This window comes from Sulfurospirillum oryzae (assembly GCF_025770725.1).
GTDB classification, from domain to species: Bacteria; Campylobacterota; Campylobacteria; order Campylobacterales; family Sulfurospirillaceae; genus Sulfurospirillum; species Sulfurospirillum oryzae.
The window spans coordinates 91357-116147 of the sequence record NZ_JANZKZ010000001.1 but is presented as its reverse complement, the minus strand read 5'-3'; the positions used below and the strand labels follow the sequence as shown (position 1 = coordinate 116147).

The window sequence follows — 24791 nt, the reverse complement described above, 5'->3', positions numbered from 1 at the left end:
GCGGTTATCTTACCCATTTCATCGTTTTGTCAATGCGTGGAGCAATGTAATGCGCTTCTAGAGGTTTTGAGAAATAATATCCTTGAACCTCATCGCAGCCATAATCACTAATGGCTTTTAAAACAGTTTTATCTTCAACACCCTCCGCAATCGTTTTAAGATTGAGGCTTTTTGCCATTTGAATAATCGTTTTGACAATAACGGCATCTTCTTGATTTTGAAGAAGATTTCGAATGAATGATTGATCAATTTTAAGCTTATCGACAGAAAATCGTTTGAGGTACGTTAGGCTTGAATACCCTGTCCCAAAATCATCAATCGAGAGCATGATACCAATTTCTTTCAGATTCTGAATGGTTTTAAGCGTCTCTTGCGTGTTGTGAATAAAGATAGATTCGGTGAGTTCAAGTTCTAAGAATTTTGGATCTAACCCTGAAATCTTAAGCGCTTTTTGAACAACGGCTTCAAGATTACCCCGCTTGAACTGAATGGCTGAGATGTTAACCGCAATGTTGATAAAAAGTTGTTTTTGATGCCAAAGTGCGGCTTGCTTGCAGGCTTCTATTAACACCCATTCACCTATCTCTACGATCAATCCACTTGATTCTGCAAGAGGAATAAACGTCAGAGGAGAAATGAGACCACGTTCTGGGTGCATCCAGCGAATGAGCGCTTCAACGCCTGTAATGTGTTGATTCCTCAAATCAATTTGCGGTTGATAGTGAAGCATAAATTCGCTGTTTTTAACCGCGGTTCTTAGATCATTTTGTAGTTTCAACTGTTCGATCATCGTGGAACTGATAGTGGAAGAGTGAAATGTGTATGTGTTGCGACCCTGAGCTTTTGCTTGGTACATGGCAATATCTGCCCTTTGATAAAGTCTGTTAAACGTCACGCCATCATCAGGGTAGAGTGAAACACCAATCGAAACAGACATAAAAAGGGTATGGCTTCCAAGGGTAAAAGGCTCTTCTAGCATTTGAAAAATTTTATCTATTGAGAGAAGGGCATCACTTGAATTTTGAATATTTGGGAGAATAATCAAGAACTCATCACCGCCTTGTCTGCTTAATGTATCGGTTTCACGGATACATGCGTTTAATCGTGATGTGATTAGTTTGAGTATTGTATCACCTGCAAGATGCCCAAGCGAGTCGTTAATATCTTTAAACTTGTCAAGATCAATAAATAAAAAAGCAACTTTACTTTCATTGCGTTTAGCATGAGCAATAGCTTGTTCAGCTCTATCTTTTGCCAAGGCTCGATTTGGAAGCGCTGTGAGTGTGTCGTGTTGTGCCATATACGCCATTTGTCTTTCAGCGTGTTTACGTTCCGTTATATCGCGAGCTGTTCCAATGGTACCAATGATTTCTCCATTACTATTTCTAAAAGGATTTTTAATGCTCTCAATCCATATCTCATGATCTGGATTGGATGAAATCATCTCTTCAATTTTGATTGTGATCCCTTCTTTCATGACTTGTGAATCGACTTCAATATGTTCTTCTGATGTTTTTTCATCGAAAAAATCAGAATCATGTTTTCCAATCATATCTTTAGCCATAACGCCAAATCGATTGGCAAGAACCTGATTAACCATGACATAATGGCTCTCTTTATCTTTAATCCATGCCATTTCGGTTATGTTGTTAACAAATTGCTCAAATTGAGAGAGAGTCGCATTAAGGTGCATCTCAAGTTGTTTGCGTTTTGTAATATGCCTTCCAACGGCTAGAACGCTTATAAGTTCTCCATGGTCATCAAATTCAGGAATAAGGCGCACCTCAGCCCAAATCTGCTCGCCCGATGAGATTGTTGAAACTTCTATCATCGATTCTTGTTTGGTCTGAATCACTTCTTTGAGTTTTAATTCAAATTCTTTGTAATTTAAAAGCAACTCTGCTTCTGTTGGTGTCTCTCCAAGCAGTTCAGTAGCGGAGCGAGCAAATGTTTTAGTTGCCATTGCATTGACATAAATCTTACGACACGATGTATCGTAGCGAATAATTGAATCGGGAGAATTTTCCGCAAGTGCACGGAAAAGTTGTTCTTTAGAAGAGAGTGCACATTCTAGCTCTTTATACGATGTAATGTCTCGGGAAATAGTTAAAACAGAGATAATATTACTTGATGATCCATCGTATTCAGCAACGGAGTAAAAGCTAAAGAAAAATATTTTTCCTTCTTTATTTTTCCATTCTAACACAAACTCTTCACTTTTTCCTGTGTTTAAAACACGTTGCAGCATTGCCTCAAATTCATCGACACTATCTGTAATGCGTCCTGCTTGATCTTTTGGACTTTTCCCTAAAATCTCATTGCGTGAAAGAGCGTTAGCTTTCTCCCATGCAGCATTGACATAGATGCGTTTAAGATTTTGATCATAGCGTACTATGGTGTCAGGTGAGTTTTCAGCAAGGGTGCGAAACTCTAGCTCTTTGGTCAATAAAATAGCTTCTTGCTGTTTAAATGCGGTAATATTGTGTCCTAGTACGAGTGCTCCAGTGATATTGCCATGAGCATCTTTTACTGGGACAATATGTACATCATGTATGAAGTATTGTTGATCGTAATGGCGCTCCCATTCGACGATAAACTGTGTAGGAATTCCTGTCTGAATGACATGCAAGATTCTTTTTTGGTACTCTTCTGCACTGATTGTGTGCATGTGAATATAAGAATTCCATTGAGAACTGGGTGTTGTATTGATAGCTTGCTCAAGGGGGATACCTAATTGCTCAGTGTAGGTAGGGTTAACATACATCCTTTTGCATTCTCTATCGTAACGTATAATGATACTGGGAGAATTCTCTGCCAATGTACGAAACATTTGCTCACGAGAAAGTAGTTCTTGTTGTAGGTTTTTGTGCGTTGAAATATCGCGACCAATAGCTAAAACACTTCCTACTGTTCCATCATGTGAAAACTCTGGTACATGTAAATGTTGATAGTAACGGTAACTTCCATCATCTTTTTTAAAGGTAACTTCAACCGTATCAACCTTACCTGTCTCAATGACATATTGAAGGCTTTTCATGACAATCAAGCTATCATCAGGCGTTACGAGTAAAGATTCAACAGGCGTTTTGCCAAGTAGCGTTGAGGCTTCTTTTCCACAAAGTTTTTCGACTGCTGGATTAACATAGGTGCGTCGGCAATGGCTATCGTAACGATAAATGGGGTCATGCACATTTTCAGCTAAAGAGTGAAACTCGTGCTTTTTTTCAGAATTCTTTGTTGGTAGTAGTTCTTGGGTATTGTTGTATGATTGACTCATGCAGTAAACTCTTTTTGTGAAAAATAGTGAATAAAATCTTCTGCGCACATAGGCTTTGCAAAATAGAATCCTTGTACTTCATCGCAATCGTGACTTTTGATGATTTCCAAGACTTCTTTCGTTTCTACGCCTTCTGCAATGGTTTTGAGATTAAGGCTTTTTGCCATTTGTATAATGGTTTTGACGATGATGGCGTCCTCTTGGTCTTTGGATATATCTTTTACAAAAGATTGATCAATTTTAAGCTTATCGACGGCAAAACGTTTGAGATATGAAAGACTCGAATACCCTGTACCAAAGTCATCAATGGAAAGTTTAATGCCTAAAATCTTAAGCCTTCTGATAGCATGAAGGACATTTTCAGTATCATGGATCAAAATGGATTCGGTGAGTTCTAATTCCAGATATTGCGGGTTTAGACCTGAACTTTCAAGCGCTTTTTGAATGACCTGCTCCAGATTTCCTCGTTTAAATTGTATCGCCGAGATATTGACTGCCATGGTGATGTTTATGCCTTGTTGATGCCACTTAGAAGCTTGGTGGCATGCTTCATATATGACCCACTCTCCAATCTCTAAAATTTGCCCAGAAGATTCAGCAATAGGGATAAATTTCATAGGTGGAACAAGCCCATTTTTGGGATGATTCCATCGTAAAAGCGCTTCCACTCCACTGATGGTATTGGTTTCAAGATCAATTTGCGGTTGATAATGCAAAACAAACTGTTGTTGAACAAGTGCTTGTTTCAAATCGTTTTGAATATGGAGATGTTCAAAGATTTCCTTATTCATCGCTTCTGTAAAAAAGCAGTAAGTATTGCGTCCCGCTTCTTTGGCTTTATACATTGCGGTATCAGCACGTTGGAGGAGGGCATCAAAGTGTTTCCCATCATCAGGGTACAACGCAATACCTATCGAGATAGAAGAAGAGATGCTATGGGTATCGAGTTGAAACGGTTTTTCAAACTCTCTTAAAAGCTTTTGCGCAACAGTAGAAACATCATCTACATCTTCCACATCGGTGAGCATCATTAAAAATTCATCGCCTCCTTGACGGCTTAGGGTATCGGTTTGGCGAATGTACTTTTTAAGCCTGCTTGCAACCATCTTGAGCATCATATCGCCAAAGGCGTGACCTAAAGAGTCGTTGATGGTTTTAAAGCCATCAATATCTATAAACAAAAGAGCGACTTTAGAGCTATTGCGTTTGGCATACGCGATGGACTGCTCGCATCTGCTTTGGGCTAGCATACGATTGGGCAGTTCGGTGAGTGCGTCGTGGTGCGCTAAAAACTCTACTTGCTTCTCGACCATCTTTTGTTCTGTCACATCTTGCACGGTTCCCATAATCGAAACGGCGTTTTGATTGTCATCGTAGTAGGTAATGGCTTTGGCATGAATGTATTTGAGTGTTCCATTTTTCAGTAAAATTCGGTGCGTTGTCTCATACGGCATATATTTTTTTTGTGCTTGATAATGGATCTCTTTTACATACGATAAATCTTCTGGATGAATAATCTCCATGAAGAGTTTACGACGAGACTTCGTACTTTGTGGATCTATCTCAAAAATACGGTACATTTCCTCAGACCATGTAATGGCTTGGGTGGCAATATCAAGCTTCCAACTGCCAATTTTAGCGATACGTTGTGCTTCTTGAAAGATGATTTCGCTGTCTCTTAATTGAAGTTCTATTTTTTTATGTTCGCTAATGTCTCGTCCAATTGCCAAAACACTGCTAATTTCACCGTTGATGTCTATTTCGGGAACGATATGCAAATGGCGCCAGCCTTTCTCCCCTAAAGGGCTTACAAATTCCATCTCCAGTGTCGCTTCTTCTCCTGTTTCAATGACCTTTATCAAAGTTTTTTCAAACAACAGGCTATCTTTAAGCGGCGAAAAATCCGAGGGTTTTGCACCTAAAAGTTCTTCTTCCAAAAGCCCAGTCATGCGAATGGTACTTGGGTTGACATAGGTGCGTTTGCACTCGCGGTTAAAACGAACAACGGTGTCAGGGGTATGCTCTGTGATGGTGCGGAACGCTTCTTCTTTTTTTGCTAATTCTTCTTCCATTCTTTTGCGCTCTGTTATATCCCTACCTATACATATAACACTAACAATTTGATTATCTTTTCCAAACTCTGGAAGCATACGAATGTGTCCTGTACCGTGTTTACCTGTGCAATCAGTATAAGGTGTTTCTGTTGTAAACTCTTTTCCGCTTCGTAAAACTTCTTGTAACTGTTTTTCAAAAGCAAAGGCATTTTCTACAGGAGTCGTTTCAGATGGTTTTTTCCCTAAGACATCTTTCGATGAAAGACCAAGGACTCGTTCAAAAGCAGGATTGACGTAAGTGCGACGACACTCCTGATCAAATCTAGCGATGGTATCGGGAGAGTTTTCGGTGAGAGTTCTAAATTCTCGCTCTCTTTGTGCTATAGCTTCTTCTTGTGCTTTGCGCTCAGTGATGTCACGAACAATCGCAAGAGTATAGGGTATGCCATTGTATTCAAAATAGCTGGAACTTACTTCCATAGGAAAGAGCGTCCCATCTTTTCGTTTATGCTTGCTTGTCATTGATCTAAATTCTTTTATACCCTGCCAGAGTTCATGCCACAGTTCTATTGATATATTGGGATCGATATGAACAACGCCCATTGTCAGAAGCTCTTCTTTACTATAGCCTAAATCACGACAGGCTCTCTCATTGACATAGTGAAACATAGCGTCTTTGTCGATGAGATATACGGCTTCATTGATTTTATCGAGAGCAAACTCTTTAAGAAGAAGATTCTCTTTTGCCTTTTTTTGTTCGGTAATATCCAGATTAAAACAAGTTAGACCTGTAATTGTGCCATTATGATTATACATAGGAGAATAAAAGGTTTGCCAGTAACTGCGTACAAAATGATCTTCACCATAGCTGGTTTCATCAACAAAATACTCTCCAGCAAGCGCTTTATCAAAAAGCTTTTTAGCTTTATGCCTATCATCTTGGCGTGTTATGCTTTCTAGTATATTCATACCAATACTTACATTTTCATTCCATAGTGCTTTCATCGTTTTTTTATGATTTTGATTGAAGGTCAAATACCTATACTCTGTATCCAAAGCAAATATAATGACATTTGGTGAGCTGTTTAGTATGGAGTTTAGTAAATTGCTTTGATGTTGAAGTTCTAATTTTGCTTTTTTCTGTTCTGTAATATCTTTGGCAATACCGAGTACTCCGTATACCTCTCCTTCTGGGTTGAAGATAGGGACTTTTCGTGTTTCAAGTATACCTGTAGTACCTGTATCTTTATAAGTGATGACTTCTTCATTGGTGCAAATGTTACCTTTTTCAATGGCTTCTTTGTCTTTTTGCCTAAAAAAATCAGCTAGTTTGTAATCAATGAAATCATAATCAGTTTTACCAACAATCTCACACTCGGATGCTCCAAAAAATCGCTCAAATGCATGGTTACATGTAAGATACGTACCTTCTGTATTTTTCATCCAGACAAGATCGGGTAGGGTATTGACTAAGGATGAGAGATGGGTTGCTGTTTTACTCAATGCTTGTTCTGCATTTTTACGGCTTGTAATATCCATTGTAATGCCATGCCATAGAATACTGCCGTCGGTTTGTGCTGTTGGTATAGAGTTTGATTCCAACCATCTTATGCCTTTTTGCGGATGATTGATTCTAAATTCAGCGTGAAATGGCTGAAGTGTTTTGGCTGATTCATTGATGGCGGCTCTAAAGTGTGGCATATCGTCAGAATAAAATAGGTTTCTTAATGTTCTAATATCGGAGAGTACGGTTGGAGCATCTATGCCATACGTGTCCAGTATTTTATCGCTAGCGTACACAAATTCCTCTTTGCCATCAGGATGGAGCTTGTATATAAAAGCAAATCCAGGTATATTTTGTGCAATTGAACGAAGGAGTTCACTCTCTTGTACATTGGTCATGATTGCTAGTTTTGTATCTGTTTTTTTGTGATTGCTAATATCTATAATATGAGCAATGAAGTGTTTTACAATATTGCTATCATCCTTTACGATCGTAATGTGTATGTTAAGAGGAACTTCTATCCCTGTTTTTTTAAGGTGAATGGCCTCAAAGAACATATCTCCCGCATGAAAACATGCGGGATTGTTTTCACATTCTATTAGGCGTTGCATACTTTCTGGTGCAAAAAGGTGTCTGACATCTGCGCCTAAAAGTTCATCTGACTCATAGCCATGTATGTGTGCAAAAGCGGTGTTCATAAACTTAAAGCGATTATCTTTGGTACTCCATACAGCCATTCCAACTTTTGTATGGTTAAGAACATACTTGAATCTATTCATGCGTTATAGCGCCCTTTTCTGTTTGTTGCGTAATGTCTTTTCCTTGCATTAATACACTCATAACTTCTCCTTGTGTATTCATTTCAGGAATAATGCGAATGTTACCCCAATGCTCCTCGCCATCAGGCGTAGAGAAAGGTGCTTCAAAGGTTATTTCTTGCTTGTCTTGAATAACACGTGCTAAAAGCTTTTCAAAATCTATAGCTTTTGGCAGAGGTGTGTTTTTACTAGGTCTTTCTCCAAGAAGTTCTTCGATGGGTCTATTTAAAAGACGTTGCATCATTGGATTGACGTAAATGCGTCGGTATGACAAGTCATAACGTGCAATGACATCAGGTGAGTTTTCGACAATGGCGCGAAATGCTTCTTCACTTTTTGCCAGTGCTCCTTCTGCAACTTTACGTTCCGTCGCATCATGAAAGAAGCCATACCAAAGGATGCTACCATCCATCTGGGCTTCAGGTTTGGATTGTCCTTCAATCCATAGAGTTCCTTTTTCAGGGTGATTGACGCGGAACTCTTCATGCCATTTACTCAAATTTTGTTCGGTTTTGACAAGACTTTGTCGTATGATGTCTCTATCGCTTGGGTGTATGTGCTCCATGACAGCAGCAAAATCAGTGAGGGCATCATCACATGAAATGCCAAATAAATCTGTAAATCCAGAGGCAACGTAAGTAAAATGCATGTTGCCTTCAGCCGTTTTTTCAAAGATATAATTAACACCAGGGGCGGCCGTTGCTATTTTGGAGAGGCGTTCTTCAAGTACAAGTCTCTCATGTTGAAGTATCTCGATTTTTTTACGCTCAGACATATCGTAGCTATGTCCAATAAGGCAACGTTCTCCTTTAAATGTTATAAGAGAAGCATACGCCATGGCATATCCAATAGTACCATTTTTTGCTCTAAACGTATAATTAAAGTCTTTGACATAGCCATCTTCCATCACTCTGCGGAAAAATTCTGCTCGCTCTTCGGGATTAACAAATATACCTAGTTCCGCACTGCTTTTACCCACAACTTCTTCGTATGTGTATCCGGTATGATAGAGGAAGCTATCATTAACATCTAAATACATATTGCGCTCCAGCGAAGTAATTGAAATAGCTGCTGGGCTTAGTTTGAAAAGCTTTGAGAACTTTTCTTCTCTCTCTTGCAGTTCGAGCTCTGCTTTTTTTCGTTCTGTTATGTCGTGAGAGAGGACAAGAAATGTACCACTTGACATTTTCTTGGAAACGGACTCTTCAAAATACATTGCTCCTTGAGATAGTTCTATTTTGATTGTCTTACCGAAAGAAACTCCTTTAGTATTTGCCTCGCTTAGTGCTTCTATCACCGTATTAGCCGCTTCAGGAGAAAGTACATCGTAAACATTGTGACCTAATAAAAGCTTTTTATGTCTGGCAAGAAGCTCTTCATCGCGTGCCCAAACATTGAGATATGTGCCACCTAAGTCAATTTCAAATAGTAAATCGGGTAAAGCGTTGATAACCCCATTGCTAAACTCTAAAGCTTGTTGGAGTTGCAGAGTTCGCTTTTCAACTTTTGCTTCAAGCGTAGCATTAAGTTCTTTGATCATCTCCTCTGTTCTTTGACGTTCCGTAATATCCCTAGCTGCACCTACGATACGGACAATTCTCCCATTTTCATCTCGTATAGGAGCAAGGACAGAATGAAACGTCCTGATGCCTGCAGGGAACGGATAGTCGGCGACGTAGTTGGTTGTTTCTCCTGCATTGAGGCATGTGGTAAATTTATCGATGAGGATAGCACGGAATGTTTCGTCTTCGATTTCCTCTACGCGAAGACCAATGACCACCTCACGTGGGATTCCTGTAACTTCAACAAAGGCAGTGTTGACGTCCACATAGATAAAATGTCCCTCTGGGGTTACTTCGATTAGGTAAATGACATCAATGCTATTATCAAGAATTTGTGTATAGCGTTCATTGGATTCTTTGAGCGACACTTCCATCTGATTGCGCTCTGTAATGTCTTGTACTGTACCTATCGATAATTTGGGATTTCCATCTTCGTCGTACTGTGTTTCACATGTTTCCAAGACATGCTTGATGCGTCCATCACGCATCACAATTCTATGTGCCACAGCATAAGGGAGTTTTGTTTTTACGGACTCTACGTATAAACTACTGACCATCTCTCTATCATCAGGATGGACAATCTCATAAAATGTTTTGTGTAGTTCTGTGGTCTGTTCTGGGTTAAGTTCAAAGATTCTATAGGTTTCATCTGACCATGTGAGTGTATCACTGTCAATATCAAGCTCCCAGCTTCCTATTTTGGCAATATTCTGCGCTTTATTAAGACTTGCTTCACTTCGTTTTAATTTCTCTTCAATTCTTTTGCGCTCAGTAATGTCACGTGCCACCCCAAGGACACCGATCAGCTTGCCATCTGAGCTTTTGACAGGAACTTTGCGGGTTTCCATGAGTGCTTGCTCCCCATTATCACGAAACGTCCATAGCTCTTCGTTAACACGACCATAATCAACTTCAGCGGCAGAGCGATCTTTATTGCGGTAAAATTCTGCAAGTTCAGGCTCGAAAAAGTCGTAATCATCTTTGCCGATAATATCTTCTTCTTTTGTATTGAAAAGACGCTCAACACCGTGATTACAAGCGAGAAAATGACCATTAGCATCTTTCATCCATACGGGATCAGGAATACCTTGAAGCACACACTGAAGACGTTGACGTACTTCATCTAAAGCCAGTTCACTCTGTTTACGCTCCGTAATGTCATGAACATAACCGTACCACGTTATTTCGCCATTGGCGTTACGCTCTGGTTTGGTGTTACTTTCCATCCAACGTTCACCCTTGAGTGGGTGAATGATGCGGTACTCTTCATGCCATACACTCATTTCTTCGGCTGATTTTGCAATGGACTCGTTGATTCTTTGCGCATCATCTGGATGGGTAAGTGCCATAAGGGACATCGCATCTTTGTTCACATCTTCAGGTTGTAATCCAAAAAGATCTACAATATTGGGTGAAACGTAAGGCATATAAATAGATCCATCGCTTCGTAAACAAAAACTGCCCATCATACCTGGGGATGAATCTGCTAACAAGCGAAGTTCTTGCTCTTTTTGAGCTAGTGCTTCATGCGAAAGCTTTTGCTCAGTAATGTCTTCAACGAGAGCTAGAACATAGTTGACAGAGTGATCATTGTTACGGACACAGCTTACCGCAAGGGTGGTATAGACGATGGTGCCGTCTTTACTCATAAACCGTTTTTCAAGTATATAATCTTCAATCTCGCCTTTGAGTAGTTTGTTAAAGTACACAAGGTCAGAAGCGAGGTCATCAGGATGCGTTAACTCTACCCATGTCAACTTTTTTAGCTCTTCATTTGTATAGCCAAGCATCTGCTGGAGTTTTTCATTTGTATGTAACCACCCCTTTTCTGGCGAAGTGATTGCCATACCCACCAGCTGTTTTTCAAAAAAGAGGCGCATACGTTCGTCTTCTTTTTGCTTTTCAAGAAGAAGGCGTTCACTAATATCTCGCGCAATTCCCATATTGTAAGCTTTCCCACCAAATGCAATATAGTTAGCGCTTACTTCAACAGGGAAAATCGTTCCGTTTTTGCGTTTATGCCTTAACTCCATCGTCATTGAACCTGCGTCTTTGAGCATGTTCCAATGCTCTTTCCACTTCTCTTGTGGCCAATCAGGGTCTATGTCGCCTACATTCATCTGCTCAAATTCTTCGTCACTGTATCCTAGCGCCGTACAAGCACCTTGGTTGACATAATAAAAATGTGCGTTTTCATCTATCATAAATACAGCGTCTTGAATGTGATCAAGTGCGAATTTTTTGAGGAGCATTTGCTCATGCATCTGTTTATAAAGCGTGATGTCTCGAACATTGACAATGTAGTATAAGATTTCGCCTTGCTCTGATTGAACAGCGATCATATCAATGTCAACAGGAAACGTTGAGCCATTTTTACAAAGATGTTCTGATTCAAATACGTAGTGTCCTTCTTCGTGAACAATTTTAAGAACTTCAGGTATTTGGGCTATGCGTTTAGGTGAAAAAATAGTTTCAATAGGCTGATTTAATAACTCTTCAACACTAAAACCATGCATGTGTGCAAATTCTGGATTGATAAGGTCAAAGGTATTGGTTGTGACATTACAAATAGCAATTCCCCAATGAACGTTTTCAAAGATATGTGCCCACTGCTTAAGGTTTTTTTCTACTTCAATACGTCGCGCAATATCTTTTTCTAATCTCGAAATACGCGCTATAGCAGACTCTTCCATATTCATAAAAGAGGGCATAGGGTTGGAGTATGTAGATTCGCATGTACCATGTGGAAGCACTAGGGTGAAAATTGCCCCAACATCGCTATTTTTGACAGAAATACGACCTTGTATTTTTTGTTCTACAATCGTTTTAGCAATATACAGACCAATACCGATATTCTCTTCATTGGAACTTATCCCAGCATCAAAAATCTTACTAATAGGTTCTTGTAAAATGCCTCCACCATTATCTTCAATGTGAATAATAATATTGGTTGGCGTGGTTGATACATCAATACTGACTCTAGGATTCTTAATGTGGCGTCGTATAAGAATATCTTTGGCATTAAGAATAATGTTCAAAATAGCATGTGCAAATTCATTGGGATGTCCACACAGAAGAATGGGACGTTCACTGTATTTACATGTAAGCTCAATTTGTTCACAATCAAATGTGTATTTAACCATTCTTTGGAGATTATCTATCTCTTTGGTAATGTCAAATTCTTGATTTTCAGTTGTCTTTGCGCGAAAAAAACGGTAAAACGTATCAATGGTTTCAGATAAATGCGCGATAATCTTGTGACTGAGATTAATGGCATTAAGGAGTTTCTCATTGCTAACACTGCCTTGAAAAACAAGAGTACTTTTAAGATTGGTTTGAATAGAACCTATTTCTCCTAAAGGTTCTTTCCATTGGTGGGTAATATTTCGGATCAATTCTCCCACCGAGGTATAACGAGATTGTAAAAAAAGCATCTTGTTTTGGGTTTGAATGTGTGTCATGGCTTTGGTATGTTCGCGGTATAGAAGCTTTATTTTATAGCCAAGTGCAAGGGAAAAAAGAATAATTTGCCAAACAGCACCAAAAATAGTTGCATTGTATGTCATGTAGGTATAAGGAATAAATCCCTGTGCCATAGCCATAGAGATAATGGCACTTATTGAAAAGCCGCTTGATGCGATAAGATAGTATTTAGCAAACGTATTGCCACGCAGGTGTGAAAAAATACCTAAAAACACAGAGGTAAAGACAACAAAGATAATTGTCATAACCCTAAGATTTTGTCCCGTTTCAACTTCAATAAAAGGTATGGTAAAAAAGAGTATGAAATAAAGAGCACTCAAGAGAAGAGTACGTTTATAGAGACTTGGATAAAGTGTTTTTATATTTAAAAATGAGAGTGAAAAAAGCACCATAAAGAGGGTACTTCCTTGAAGGCTTAAAAGTTTAATAGTGTCTTGCAAATGAAGATTTGTTTGTAAAAAAGGTGCAAAGTATTCGCGTGTGGAAAGCATTAAGGCAAAGAGAAAAAAGATGTACAACGAGTAGAGTAAATAATCTTTCTCTTTCGTGGAAATAAAAAGAATACTATTGTACAAAAAGAGTGCTAAAAAAATGCCTGTAAAAATAGCAATCGTGATAATCTCTGGTAAGATGAAAAGTTGCAACGCTCCATCCGTACCTATAACAATAGGGAGAAATAATGGGCTATGTGTTTCTATTTTGATTAAATAAAGTGTGGGTTCACTTGTCTCAAGCAAAGGAATACGAAGGTCCAAACTTTTGATAGGACGCTCAATTATAGGTACACTTGCTCCTGTTTTCCCTTGTTGTATCAATATGTCTTTTTGAAAAATATAATACTCAATATGTGCTAGAGATAAATTTTGAAGCCCCATAAGAAGATTATGGACACAGCTATTTTGTATTTCAATCCCTAACCAAATAGGCTCATTGGAAAAGCCGAAACTTTTTGCCTGTGCAGGAAGTGGTTGAAAATGGTTTTGCGCAAATGCATGGTGCGCTTCTAACGGGGAGAGGTTCCCCGTGGTATAAGATAATGGTTTTGAAACCAAAATAGAAGGATGTTCATCTAAAATTTGAAAGGATTCAAAAGCACTCAGTGGTAAAAAACATGTCATGATAAACAGTATGATGCGCCAATACATTGTGTGTTTCATCCTTCAAGATTTATAAGTGAGTTTCTTAATAGAGTTCTTGCAGAACTCTAAACACGTCTTTAAAGCAAAGCTCTAAAGACTACGTTAACACTGGGTTTTCCTCGGCAGAACGCCCACGCACCTTTGGTTCTTTTTTTTCTTGCAAAATGAGCTTTGCAAGAACTTTAATACATCATGCGGGTGTTGAGTCGATAACCAATTCCGCGGACTGAAACAATAAGGTCTTCGCCTAATTTTTTACGAATACGTAAAATAAGATTTTTGATAGCGGAATCACAGATAGGATCAAGCGGCCATAATGCAGCTGCTATCTCTTCTTTTGTAATGGTTTTATGGCGATTGCGAAGAAGCAATAAAAGTAACTCTTGCTCTTTAGCACCGAACGTGATGACATCCCCTTTGTAATATATTTCCTGTGTGCTTGCATTGTAAAAAAGATCGGATTTGAGTTTAATGAGTCCAAGGTCTTGTTGGGTGCGCTGTATTGCACTGCAAACACTAAGAATGAGTTGGTCAAATTCAATAGGCTTGATGAGATACCCATCAATAGAGAGGTTAGCCGCATTGATCAGCATATCGGAATCTGCAAAACTTGTCAGTAAAACAATAGGGGTTGTATAGTCTTTCTGACGTATCTGTTTAATCAGCTTTAACCCATCTTTCTTAGGCATCTTAATATCGGTGATGATAAGGTCTGGTTTTTCATCTTCGTACAAGTCGTAAGCCTCTTCACCATCTTTTGCCACATAGACTTTTTTAAAAATCATACTTAATATCTCAGTTGTTTGCTCTCTCATAATCGCATCATCTTCTGCAAAGAGAACCGTTTTGTTTTTTAGTACTAACAGGTTTTTGACCATTAGGGTGTCCTTAAATTTATCTCATAATATAAACTTGTAACTATTCTATCACTATAACATTTTAACATTAGTAAAGTCACATTTAGGTCACACTGTATTCATTAAAAATAGACCATTTCAGAGCTGAAGAGATGATAATATTCTCCAGCAAAAAATTACATATTAATGAGGTTTTAAGAAATGTCGAAACGTTTGATGATAGTTGATGATTCTACTGTTATGCGAATGACAGTCAGTTCCGTGTTGAAAGAGAGTGGTTATGAGGTCATTGAAGCTGAAAATGGTCAAGTGGCTTTAGAAAAAGCGATGCAAGCTCCTATTGATCTTATTATTTGTGATGTCAATATGCCTGTTATGGATGGGCTAACCTTCGCGCGCAAGATCAAAGAGAACGCGCAGTACCGTTTTGTTCCGATCATTATGCTTACAACGGTTACGGGGCAAGCTGAGATCGAAGCAGGAAAAGCCGCAGGCGTTAAAGCATGGATGGTCAAACCGTTTGATAAAGCAAAACTCTTGGGTGCTGTCTCAAAGCTTTTAGGTTAGGGAAAAAGCAATGATAACACTCAAAGAAAGTTCTTTACATGTAAATCCATCCGGAGAGCTGACTATCTATCAAGTTGAAGAGTTTAGTGAAAAAGTGAAAAAATTAATCTCATCCGCTGAAAGGTTGTATGTCGATCTTTCGCAACTCGACAAAATTGATTCGGCTGGATTTCAACTATTGGTCTCTCTTCAGAAAAGCTGTGAATCATCACAGAAATCTTTTGAAATCAATGGCATTACCAATTCTGTACACAACTTCATGCTTCTGTTTGGATTTGATTGGAATACACAAGGAAAAGGAGCCGAATGAATTCGACATTGCAATTTAGTGATATTGCTAAAGAGTTTCATATTGAAAGTATTGAACTGCTTGAGGCTATGGAAAACTCTTTGGTGTATATCCGTGAAAATGGGATGGATGATGAAGCGATCAATGCAGTCTTTCGTGCAGCGCACACCATTAAGGGTGCGGCAGGTATGTACAAGATTGATTTTGTTGTAGAGTTTACCCATATCGCTGAAAATGTGCTCGATCAAGTCCGCAATGGAACGATTGCTATGAGTGATGAATTAAGCGAGCTACTTTTAGAATGTAAAGACCATATACAGCATCTTGTCGAGTTTGCAGTGCTTACATGTAACGAAGAAGCTCCAACACAAGAGCTGTGCGACATGACTAAAAAATTGGGAGCCTCTTTAAATGAGATCATGCCTATTTCTTTGCACCATGCCGTAGACGTAAGCACCTCTGCACCTATTACCCCTTTGGTTGAAAAAGAATGGACCATGCAGTTGAAACTAGGGCATAGCATTATGGAGCAAGGGTTTGAACCAGCCAGCTTTTTGGCGTATCTTCGTAAAAACTCAGCTACTTTTGATGCAAAGGTTCATGTCACTTCCATTCCTGTGATTGAAGCATTAAATCCGACACAATGCTATCTCTCTTTTGAGATTGAATTTACAACGTCAATGAGTAAAGAAGAGATTTTAGATGTGTTTGATTTTATTAAAGATGATTGCGAAATTGTCTTAAATGAGCAGGTTACCGCTGTTTCAACACAGAGTGTTACCGCTAGACAATCTCCAAAAGAAGAGGTCAAAAAAACGACAACGCAAGCACAACCAACGGCTTATAGTATTCGTGTGGATGCAGAAAAAATTGACCAACTCATCAATCTGATCGGTGAAATGGTCATCGCAAATGCCAATGTGGTGCAACAATCCATCGACATGAAAAACTCTGAACTGATTGAGTCTGTCTCTATCGTTTCACGAATGCTTGAGGACATCAGAGAGGGTGCGATGCAAATTCGTATGGTGCAAATTGGGGAAACCTTTAACAAGTTTAAACGCATCGTAATGGATCTCTCTAAAAAGCTAGGCAAAGAGATTGACCTTGTCATTAAAGGTGGGGAGACAGAACTGGACAAAACAGTGGTCGAAAAAATTACCGATCCTCTCGTTCACATCGTCCGCAATGCCATTGACCATGGTATCGAACTTCCAAGTGATAGAGGCGATAAATCTCATAAAGGAACTTTAACGCTTAACGCTTACCATGATGCTGGAACCGTTGTCATCGAAATCAGCGATGATGGTAAAGGGCTTGATGAAGAGATGTTGTACAAAAAAGGGGTGGAAAAAGGGCTGATTGAAGAAGGCGTGGTGCTCTCTCAACAAGAGATTTATAAACTTATCTTAGCCCCTGGTTTCTCTACCGCACCTGCTGTTACTGACCTCTCCGGACGAGGAGTAGGCATGGATGTGGTGAAGCGAAACATCGAAGCACTTCGTGGTGACATCGAAATTAAAAGTAAAAAAGGAGAGGGAACAACACTGATCATCAGGCTTCCTTTAACCTTAGCGATCATCGATGGCTTTTTGGTCAAAGTGGGTGAGACATTTTATGTTGTACCTTTGGATATGGTGGTTGAGTGCATCGAAATCAATGATAAAGAAAAAGCAGAGATGCACGGCAACAACTACATTAACCTTCGAGGAAGCATTTTGCCACTTCTCAACATCGGCGCTTTTTTCGATGAGCAAAAAAATGAAGATGCGAGGGCGAACATCGTTGTGGTGCATTATGCGGGGCGTCGTTATGGCTTTATTGTCGATGAGCTGTTTGGAGAGTTTCAAACCGTCATCAAGCCTTTAGGCAAAATCTTTCATGCACTCAAAGGTATTAGTGGAGCAACTATCTTAGGTAGCGGTACGGTGGCACTCATTTTAGATGTGCCAATGTTGATTAATTTTATTCTCACCCTTAAAGGTGGAATAGATGAATCAAAAAGCGCATAAATTAATTAACGTAAACAAAGTAAAAAATATACATTAAGGAAGAGCCAATGTTTAAAAATATGAAAATAGGTGCCAAACTCGGTTTTGGTTTTGGAATTGTTCTTGTGTTCCTTGCAGGCATTGCCATTTTGGGACTTACAAGGTTAGGTAATATGAATGATTCGATAGGCGAGATCACGGATGAGATGTTCCCGAAAGTCGTTCTTGCCAATGATATTCAAGATCTTGTCAATAATGATCGTATTTTGCTTGGAAATCTTGTTATTAACACCGATGATGCGAAAAACAGACAGATCAAAGATGAAATAGAAGCAGGCAGAAAAAAAATTAGCGAGTTATACGCAAAATTAGAGAAGATGATGAAGAGCGAAAAAGGTAAAGCACTCTTTAAAGCTACAACGGATGCAAGAGCACCGTATGCGGCTGTAACCAATAAAGTTATTGAGCTTGGAGCTGCCAATAAAAGTGAAGAGGCTTGGGCAGTGATGAGTGGAGAGATGTTACCTTTGCGTAAAGCGTATTTTGATGCACTTAATGCCATTATAGATCACCAAACAGAATCGCTTAATCAAGCAGGTAAACAAGCTGATACAGACTATGCTTCCACAAAAATGATCGTTATCGCTGTTTCTGTTTTTGCATTTATCTTTGGCGTCCTACTCGCCCTGTTTGTGACACGAAGCATCACCACGCCACTTAGTGAAGTGTTAAACGCAGCAGAGTCGATCTCCAAAGGAGATATGAGTGTCAGAGTTGTCGCCGATAGCACTGAAGAGACAGGACAAGTCAAAGCTGCGATGGCACAAATGATCGAGACTATTAAACTCCTCGTTGCCGATACCAATATGTTAGCCGTTGCCGCAGGTGAAGGCAAACTTTCAACCAGAGCTGACGCTTCAAGACACCAAGGTGACTTTAGAAAAATCGTTGATGGTATCAATAATATGCTCGAAGCCATTTATGATGCTGTGGTAAATAATGGCGTTAATACCTTAGCCAAACTATCCAATGAGGGTGACTTCTCCGTTCGTATCACCAAAGAGTATAAAAATGACTACGATGTGTTTAAACGTGCTGTAAATGGCGTAGCAGAAGCAATTGATAAAGCTATTAAAGAAGAGAGTGCCGTGTTTATGGCATTGGCTAATGGAGATTTTTCAAAACGTATTACCTCAGACATCTGGATAGGAAACTTAGCACTTGTTAAGAGTTCAGCAAACGATATGGGCGATAAACTTCAAGCGACAGTATCTGACGTGCAAACCGTTATGGGTAAATTGTCTAATGGAGATTTTAAAGCAAGAATTACCGCTGATTTACCAGGTGACTTTGCCGCATTTAAAGTGTCTATCAATGGCGTAGCAGAAGCGATTGATAAAGCGATTATGGAAGAGAGCGCTGTTTATGCCGCGATGGCAAACGGTGACTTGACCAAACGTATCACCTCAGACATCTGGATCGGTGATTTAGCACTGGTTAAAAGCTCAACCAATGAAATGGGTGAAAAACTTCAAGATATTATTATCGAAGTCCAAAACGCAGCCCTTCAAATCACAAGTGCCAGTGAACAAGTCAGTGGAACAGCTCAGTCGTTGAGTAATGGTGCCACTGAACAAGCGAGTAACCTCGAAGAGACAGCTGCTGCTATCGAAGAGATGACAGGAAGTATTAACCTTAATGCTGAAAATGCAAAACGAACCGATGAGATGGCAAGTAATGCTGCCAAGATGGCAGAAGAGGGTGGTAAAGCGGTTAACCAAACCGTAGACGCTATGAAAGAAATCGCAGGGAAAATTAGCATTATTGAAGATATTGCTTACCAAACCAACCTTCTAGCCCTAAATGCTGCTATTGAAGCCGCACGTGCAGGTGAACATGGAAAAGGTTTCGCCGTTGTAGCCGTAGAAGTTAGAAAACTAGCAGAGCGAAGCCAAGTCGCAGCCCAAGAGATTAGTAAAATCACAGGTGATAGTGTTAAAGTCAGTGAAAGTGCTGGAGAGCTCATTAAAGAGATCATCCCAAATATTAAAAAAACCGCTGAACTCGTTCAAGAAATAGCAGCAGCAAGCTCAGAGCAAAATGCAGGGATAGAGCAGATCAATGGCTCCATGAACCAATTAGACTCCGTAACCCAACAAAATGCCGCAGGCAGTGAAGAGCTAGCAAGTGCCTCTGAAGAGATGACCGCACAAGCTGAAGGACTAAGAAGTATGATGTCTTTCTTTATCGTAGAAAACAATCAAAAAGTCTTAGCACCTAATACAAAACCAATGGGTGAAGTGAAGAAAAGTAGTGAGACAAAAGCGTTACATGTAAACAAAAAAGATTTCAAAAATTTCGCGTAATGAGGATCTGATGGCAGATATAACCCATAAAAATCCTGAGGGCAATCAGTTCCTCTCGTTTTTTTTAAAAAACGAGAGATTTGCTATCAATGTTGCTTATGTCAAAGAGATCATCGAATATACGCAGATAACCCATGTACCTACGATGGAGCGTTTTGTCGTAGGTGTGACCAACATTCGTGGCAATGTTATTCCCGTACTTGATCTTTCAGCAAGACTTGGTTTGGGGATGAGTGATATTAGTAAAAAGAGCTGCATTATTACCATTGAAGCGATGATTGGCGGCGATGAGTGCGAGATAGGACTCATCGTAGATATGGTGGATCAAGTCTACGAAATCACGCTTGCTCATAAGATGGAAGCCCCTGAATTTGGTGCAAAAATTCGTAAAGATTTTATGCAAATGATGGCACGCATTGAAGAGCGGTTTATCACCCTTTTAGATATGAATGGCATTCTTGATTTGAGCGAACTCTCCCGTGTTACGCAAAAACGTACATTATAAAGGAACTTAAATGCAAGAAGTTGAAGTAAAAGAGAAACAAAGTTCAGCCAATCAGATTGATAGTAGTGATGAGCTTATCCGTTTAGTTACATCCAATGCGGATGTGACTTCGCAGTATGTCATTTTTCGCAATGGCTATGACGAGCTTTATGCGATCAATGTGGCTAAAGTGGAAGAACTTATCGTTAATAAAGAGCTTAATATCGCTAAAAATTCGGATGCTACCAGCACACTTGTTGGAACCGCGAAGATTCGCGATGAGATGTGCTCGATCATCCATTTTGACAGATGGCTGGGCAAAGGCGAGGCAGAGGGATGTTTTTATGAGCTTGTCGTTGTCTGTAACTTTGGACATCAACGCGTTGGCATCATCATTAAAAATGTGATTGGGATTCAAAACATTGAAGCCGATAAGCTCATCGACAATTCATCTCGTGACCCAAAAACGGCGCAGATAACAGAGCTTTATATCGCTGGTGAAAAGAAACTGTGTGTGATTTTTAACTCCGATACACTTTTAAGTGAAGTATTCTCAGAAGCGCACGAGCGAGAACTGGGGAAAGTTAATATCTTAAATAAATTAGATCTTACGAAGAAAATTTTATTTGCTGATGATAGTAAGATCGTTCAGCATGCCGTTAGTTTAGCCCTTTCGCAGATGGAGCTAGATTTTGAAGTCTTTGATAATGGTAAAGATTTATTAGAGCGACTTTTGAGCCTTGAACTTGAAAATGTTGCCTTGATTTTAAGTGATATTGAGATGCCAGTGATGGATGGCATGGCATTGCTAAGAGAGGTCAAAAGCAAAGCAGGACTTCGAGATATACCGTTTATTATGAATACCAATATGGCGAATCCATCCATCATAGAACAAGCAAAAAGGCATGGCGTGGATCATGTTATTCATAAACTGGATGTTGAAGATTTACAGCATCAAATTCAAATGTATGCAAGGGTTTAAAAGTATCGAATGATTAGTTCTAAAGCGTTTCATAATATTACAACATTAGTGAAAGTCCATTCGGGTATTCATCTGAATGATTCCAAAAAGCAGTTGGTCGTTGGTAGGCTTTCTAAAAGGTTAAGGCATCTTAATGTGCCTGATTATGACGCTTACTATGAAGCCTGTTTAAGCTCCTTTGATGAGCTTCAGATTATGATCAATATGCTAACAACCAATGAAACCAGCTTTTTTAGAGAACAGCATCATTTTGATTTTATGCGAAACAATATTCTTTCTCATGTTAAACATGCACCATTTCGTGTTTGGAGTGCAGCTGCTAGTATTGGGGCAGAGGGCTATAGCATCGCGATGGAGCTTGATGATATTTTAACACCTTCGGGCATTAATTGGGAAGTCACTGGCACTGACATTAACACTGAAGTGATCGAAAACGCTTCTAAAGGACTTTACGCTATGCGGTTTGCCGAGCAAATTCCCTCTGAGTATCTCAGGCGTTACTGTTTAAAAGGTGTAGGATCACATGAAGGGGAATTTTTAATAGGTGATTATTTAAGAGAGAAAGTCTCTTTTTCATGCGCTAATCTTATGGTTCCAGTAGATCCAGAATTGGGAAAATTTGATGTGATTTTTTTACGCAATATGCTCATTTATTTTGATCAAGAAAATCGCAAACGTATCGTTAACCATGTGCTTAAAGCACTGAACCCTAATGGGTATCTTTTTATCGGTCATGCAGAGTCTATCACGCATCTTGGTATGAAAATACGCCAAGTAAGACCAACAATTTATCGAAATGGAGCATAAATGCAAGAACGTGCTATAAAAGTATTTATTGTCGATGATTCTGCCATTGCTCGCACAACCATTGGGACGTTACTCGAAGGAGAATCTGATATATCACTGCATGGTGTTGCTTCTGATCCTATTATTGCTGAGTCAAAATTTGAGCGTTTTGGGTGGCCCGATGTTATTATCTTAGATATTGAGATGCCACGCATGGATGGATTGACCTTTTTACGAAAAATCATGTTGGAGCATCCTACCCCTGTTATTATCTGCTCTTCTGTTGCGCAAAAAGGAAGTAGCAAAGCCATTGAGGCACTTTTTTTAGGGGCAGTTGAAGTGATTGCAAAGCCGGAAGTGGGATTGAAGATTTTTTTAGAAGAGTCAAAATATACCTTGATTCATGCCATTAAAGCGGCGTATGAATCTAAAAGTAGTATGAAACAAAAAACAATTTTTTCCAAGCCACGAAGTGATAAAGGGCTGTCTCCAAAAATAGATGCCGATGCAATTTTGCCGCTTAAAAGCAAGCTTTCACATAACCTTACGCATCCACTGATTGTCATTGGCTCTTCTACCGGAGGTGTTCAAACACTGGAAAGGATTATCCCTTTTTTAACGCAGAAAACACCGCCAATTTTAATCGTCCAACACATGCCTGAAGGATTTACCCGTTCTTTGTCGGAGCGATTAAACCGTATGTGTACGATGTTTGTCAAAGAGGCAAAAGATGGCGATAAACTCTGTTACGGTCACGTTTTGATTGCTCCTGGTAACAAACACATGACGCTCAAACGTTCAGCCAATACATACGTTGTTGAGATTAAAGATGGACCAAAAGTGAGTCGTCATAAGCCCAGCATTGATGTTCTTTTTAGATCATGTGCCAATGAAGCGGGTGTCAATGGCATGGGATTTATACTCACAGGCATGGGAGATGATGGCGCAAAAGGGTTAAAAGAGATGAAAGAGCGAGGGGCTAAAACCTACGCACAGAATAAAGAGAGTTGTATTGTGTATGGGATGCCGAAAGTGGCAGTTGAATTAGGTGCTGTGATGGAAGTGCTGACTTTAGAAGAAATTGTAGAAACCATCAAGAGGAGTGAAAATGTCCATTGATATTTTATATGAATTTACAGCTTTTTTGACGATTATGTTTGTCAATGAAGAAGAAGATGTTCGTTGTTATTTAGGTGAAGAGTATGTGTCGCGTTGCAAAAAAATAATGTTTGCACCTACCATAGAAGAGGCGTTAACGAAACAGAGCCAAGAAACAATAGACCTTGTAGTTATCAACATAGATCGATTTGGCAGAGATGCTTTGCATCTTATAAGTGAAATGTTAAAAAAAGATATTGATCAGAGAATTCTTATCTCTGCACGTCAATTTAATGATCCTGAAATCGTGATGAAGCTTACGAATCTTGGTGTTGTTGGTTTTGTCAATAAATCTTTGCCTGTCAGTGAATTTTTTCCACTTTTCTTGCGGGTCTTTGCACAAGTGCACGATCGCTCTTTATTGGTGCATTACGTCAAAGATTTGGAAGAACAGATTCTGGCGGCTTTATATGTGCCATGTCGTGCAGAGTGCCCCAAAGCGTCTATCTTAAGTAAACATATTGCTCCATCACCTGAGGTTATAGAGGACGATTTTGAATTTTTCCCAACACCTCCGACATCTTGTAGTGCTACAGCCCTTACGCCGACAGTGGATAAATCAGCTTATAAAGATTATTTTAGTTTTTTAATGGTTGATGACAAAGAAGAGTTGCACGATCAACTCAGTGATATAGATACGCTTCTCTTTAATGCTTTTGGTGAAAGTCAAGTAGCAGATATACACTATATCTCTGTTTTAGGGGATGCTCTAGCGCGCTTTGGCAATATCTTGATGCACTATCAATTTTTTAGTGATACGGGTATGAGTATTATTGAACTAGGACAAAGTATTAGTGATAAATGCACGCTTGTTGCGGAGAAAAGCAGTGATTTTGAACCTTTACTAAGTGGATTTTGCTCCGTATTGCAAGCTTTTATAGCACAGGTGTGGGACAAAGAGGCAGAAGATCCAAAATTCTTTAATGATTCGATTATTAATGATGCTGGGATGATTATAAGCATGATTATTCCTCCACAGAAGAGTGCTAGCACTGCAAACGATGATGACCTTATCTTTTTTTAACACTTAAAAGGAACATAATGGAATTTTGTAAAACCGAAAGCATACTCTCTTCAATTCTTGCTATTTTAAAGCATATCGATGAAGTTCAATGCGATGTTAAGGAGCTATCAGAACGTTCTGCTATCTCTTTTCACCATTTTTTGGAACAGCATTCTTTACAGCCTGATGAAAAAGTACTGCAAGCCTTTCAATATCAAGACGTCATGAAACAACAGCTCAGTGCTGTTAGCGAGGCGATAGGAACTATTGAGCAGAGTATCAATATCTATTTGCATGCCCTTAGTCATGATGAGATGATGCTGGGTGAAAACATCGATAAACTCTCTGCAAAGCTGATGCGCTCCCTTCAGGTTGCTAAAGATAAACAAGAAGCGTTTAGTGGCAATGCCTTAGAATCAAAACATCACGAGTCTTTAGAATTTTTTGAATAAAAAGGATGTTAAAAATTTT

General features: G+C 39.3%; 14 protein-coding genes. 10 read left to right on the top strand and 4 right to left on the bottom strand.

The window, feature by feature from the left end:
• Nucleotides 1–4: 4 nt before the first annotated feature.
• The 4 genes from N0B29_RS00510 to N0B29_RS00495 all read right to left on the bottom strand — a co-directional run bounded on the left by N0B29_RS00510 (nt 5) and on the right by N0B29_RS00495 (nt 14715).
• Complete coding sequence (locus tag N0B29_RS00510) at nt 5–3277, bottom strand: bifunctional diguanylate cyclase/phosphodiesterase (protein WP_263831756.1); 3273 nt, start codon at nt 3275–3277, stop codon at nt 5–7.
• Entirely contained in the window at nt 3274–7614 is a 4341-nt protein-coding gene (locus tag N0B29_RS00505) for a PAS domain S-box protein (RefSeq protein WP_263831755.1), read from the bottom strand. The genes N0B29_RS00510 and N0B29_RS00505 overlap by 4 nt, the downstream gene beginning before the upstream one ends.
• Entirely contained in the window at nt 7607–13843 is a 6237-nt protein-coding gene (locus tag N0B29_RS00500; RefSeq protein WP_263831754.1) for a PAS domain S-box protein, read from the bottom strand. The genes N0B29_RS00505 and N0B29_RS00500 overlap by 8 nt, the downstream gene beginning before the upstream one ends.
• A gap of 176 nt (nt 13844–14019) precedes the next feature.
• Nucleotides 14020–14715: a response regulator transcription factor gene (locus N0B29_RS00495; RefSeq protein WP_263831753.1), complete on the bottom strand. Its 696-nt coding sequence runs from the start codon at nt 14713–14715 to the stop codon at nt 14020–14022.
• Nucleotides 14716–14895: 180 nt separating this feature from the next.
• Here N0B29_RS00495 and N0B29_RS00490 point away from each other — a divergent pair, with 180 nt between their 5' ends.
• Genes N0B29_RS00490 through N0B29_RS00445 form a run of 10 tightly spaced genes read left to right on the top strand, consistent with a single transcriptional unit; the run spans nt 14896 to nt 24772 of the window.
• A complete protein-coding gene (locus tag N0B29_RS00490) occupies nt 14896–15261 on the top strand; it encodes a response regulator (RefSeq protein ID WP_263831752.1) in 366 nt (121 codons plus the stop codon).
• Between the two features lie 10 nt (nt 15262–15271).
• Entirely contained in the window at nt 15272–15571 is a 300-nt protein-coding gene (locus tag N0B29_RS00485) for an STAS domain-containing protein (RefSeq protein ID WP_263831751.1), read from the top strand.
• Nucleotides 15568–17562, top strand: a complete 1995-nt coding sequence (locus N0B29_RS00480; RefSeq protein WP_263831750.1) for a chemotaxis protein CheA — start codon at nt 15568–15570, stop codon at nt 17560–17562. Before N0B29_RS00485 ends, N0B29_RS00480 begins: the two co-directional genes overlap by 4 nt.
• Nucleotides 17563–17609: 47 nt before the next feature.
• A complete protein-coding gene (locus N0B29_RS00475) occupies nt 17610–19907 on the top strand; it encodes a methyl-accepting chemotaxis protein (RefSeq protein ID WP_318526683.1) in 2298 nt (765 codons plus the stop codon).
• Between the two features lie 10 nt (nt 19908–19917).
• Nucleotides 19918–20412, top strand: coding sequence for a chemotaxis protein CheW (locus N0B29_RS00470; protein ID WP_263831749.1), 495 nt, complete (start codon nt 19918–19920; stop codon nt 20410–20412).
• Nucleotides 20413–20422: 10 nt separating this feature from the next.
• Nucleotides 20423–21373 (top strand): chemotaxis protein CheV, encoded by a 951-nt coding sequence (locus tag N0B29_RS00465; RefSeq protein WP_263831748.1) that lies wholly within the window; start codon nt 20423–20425, stop codon nt 21371–21373.
• 9 nt (nt 21374–21382) lie between these two features.
• The gene (locus tag N0B29_RS00460; protein ID WP_263831747.1) at nt 21383–22180 is read left to right on the top strand and encodes a CheR family methyltransferase; all 798 of its coding nucleotides are present in this window, start codon (nt 21383–21385) and stop codon (nt 22178–22180) included.
• Nucleotides 22181–23278 carry a protein-glutamate methylesterase/protein-glutamine glutaminase gene (locus tag N0B29_RS00455; RefSeq protein WP_263831746.1) on the top strand — a complete coding sequence of 366 codons (1098 nt, stop codon included), beginning with the start codon at nt 22181–22183 and terminating at the stop codon, nt 23276–23278. It begins immediately after the preceding gene.
• A complete protein-coding gene (locus tag N0B29_RS00450; RefSeq protein WP_263831745.1) occupies nt 23268–24341 on the top strand; it encodes a response regulator in 1074 nt (357 codons plus the stop codon). Before N0B29_RS00455 ends, N0B29_RS00450 begins: the two co-directional genes overlap by 11 nt.
• 17 nt (nt 24342–24358) lie before the next feature.
• Nucleotides 24359–24772 carry a hypothetical protein gene (locus N0B29_RS00445; RefSeq protein ID WP_263831744.1) on the top strand — a complete coding sequence of 138 codons (414 nt, stop codon included), beginning with the start codon at nt 24359–24361 and terminating at the stop codon, nt 24770–24772.
• The last annotated feature ends 19 nt before the right edge of the window (nt 24773–24791 follow it).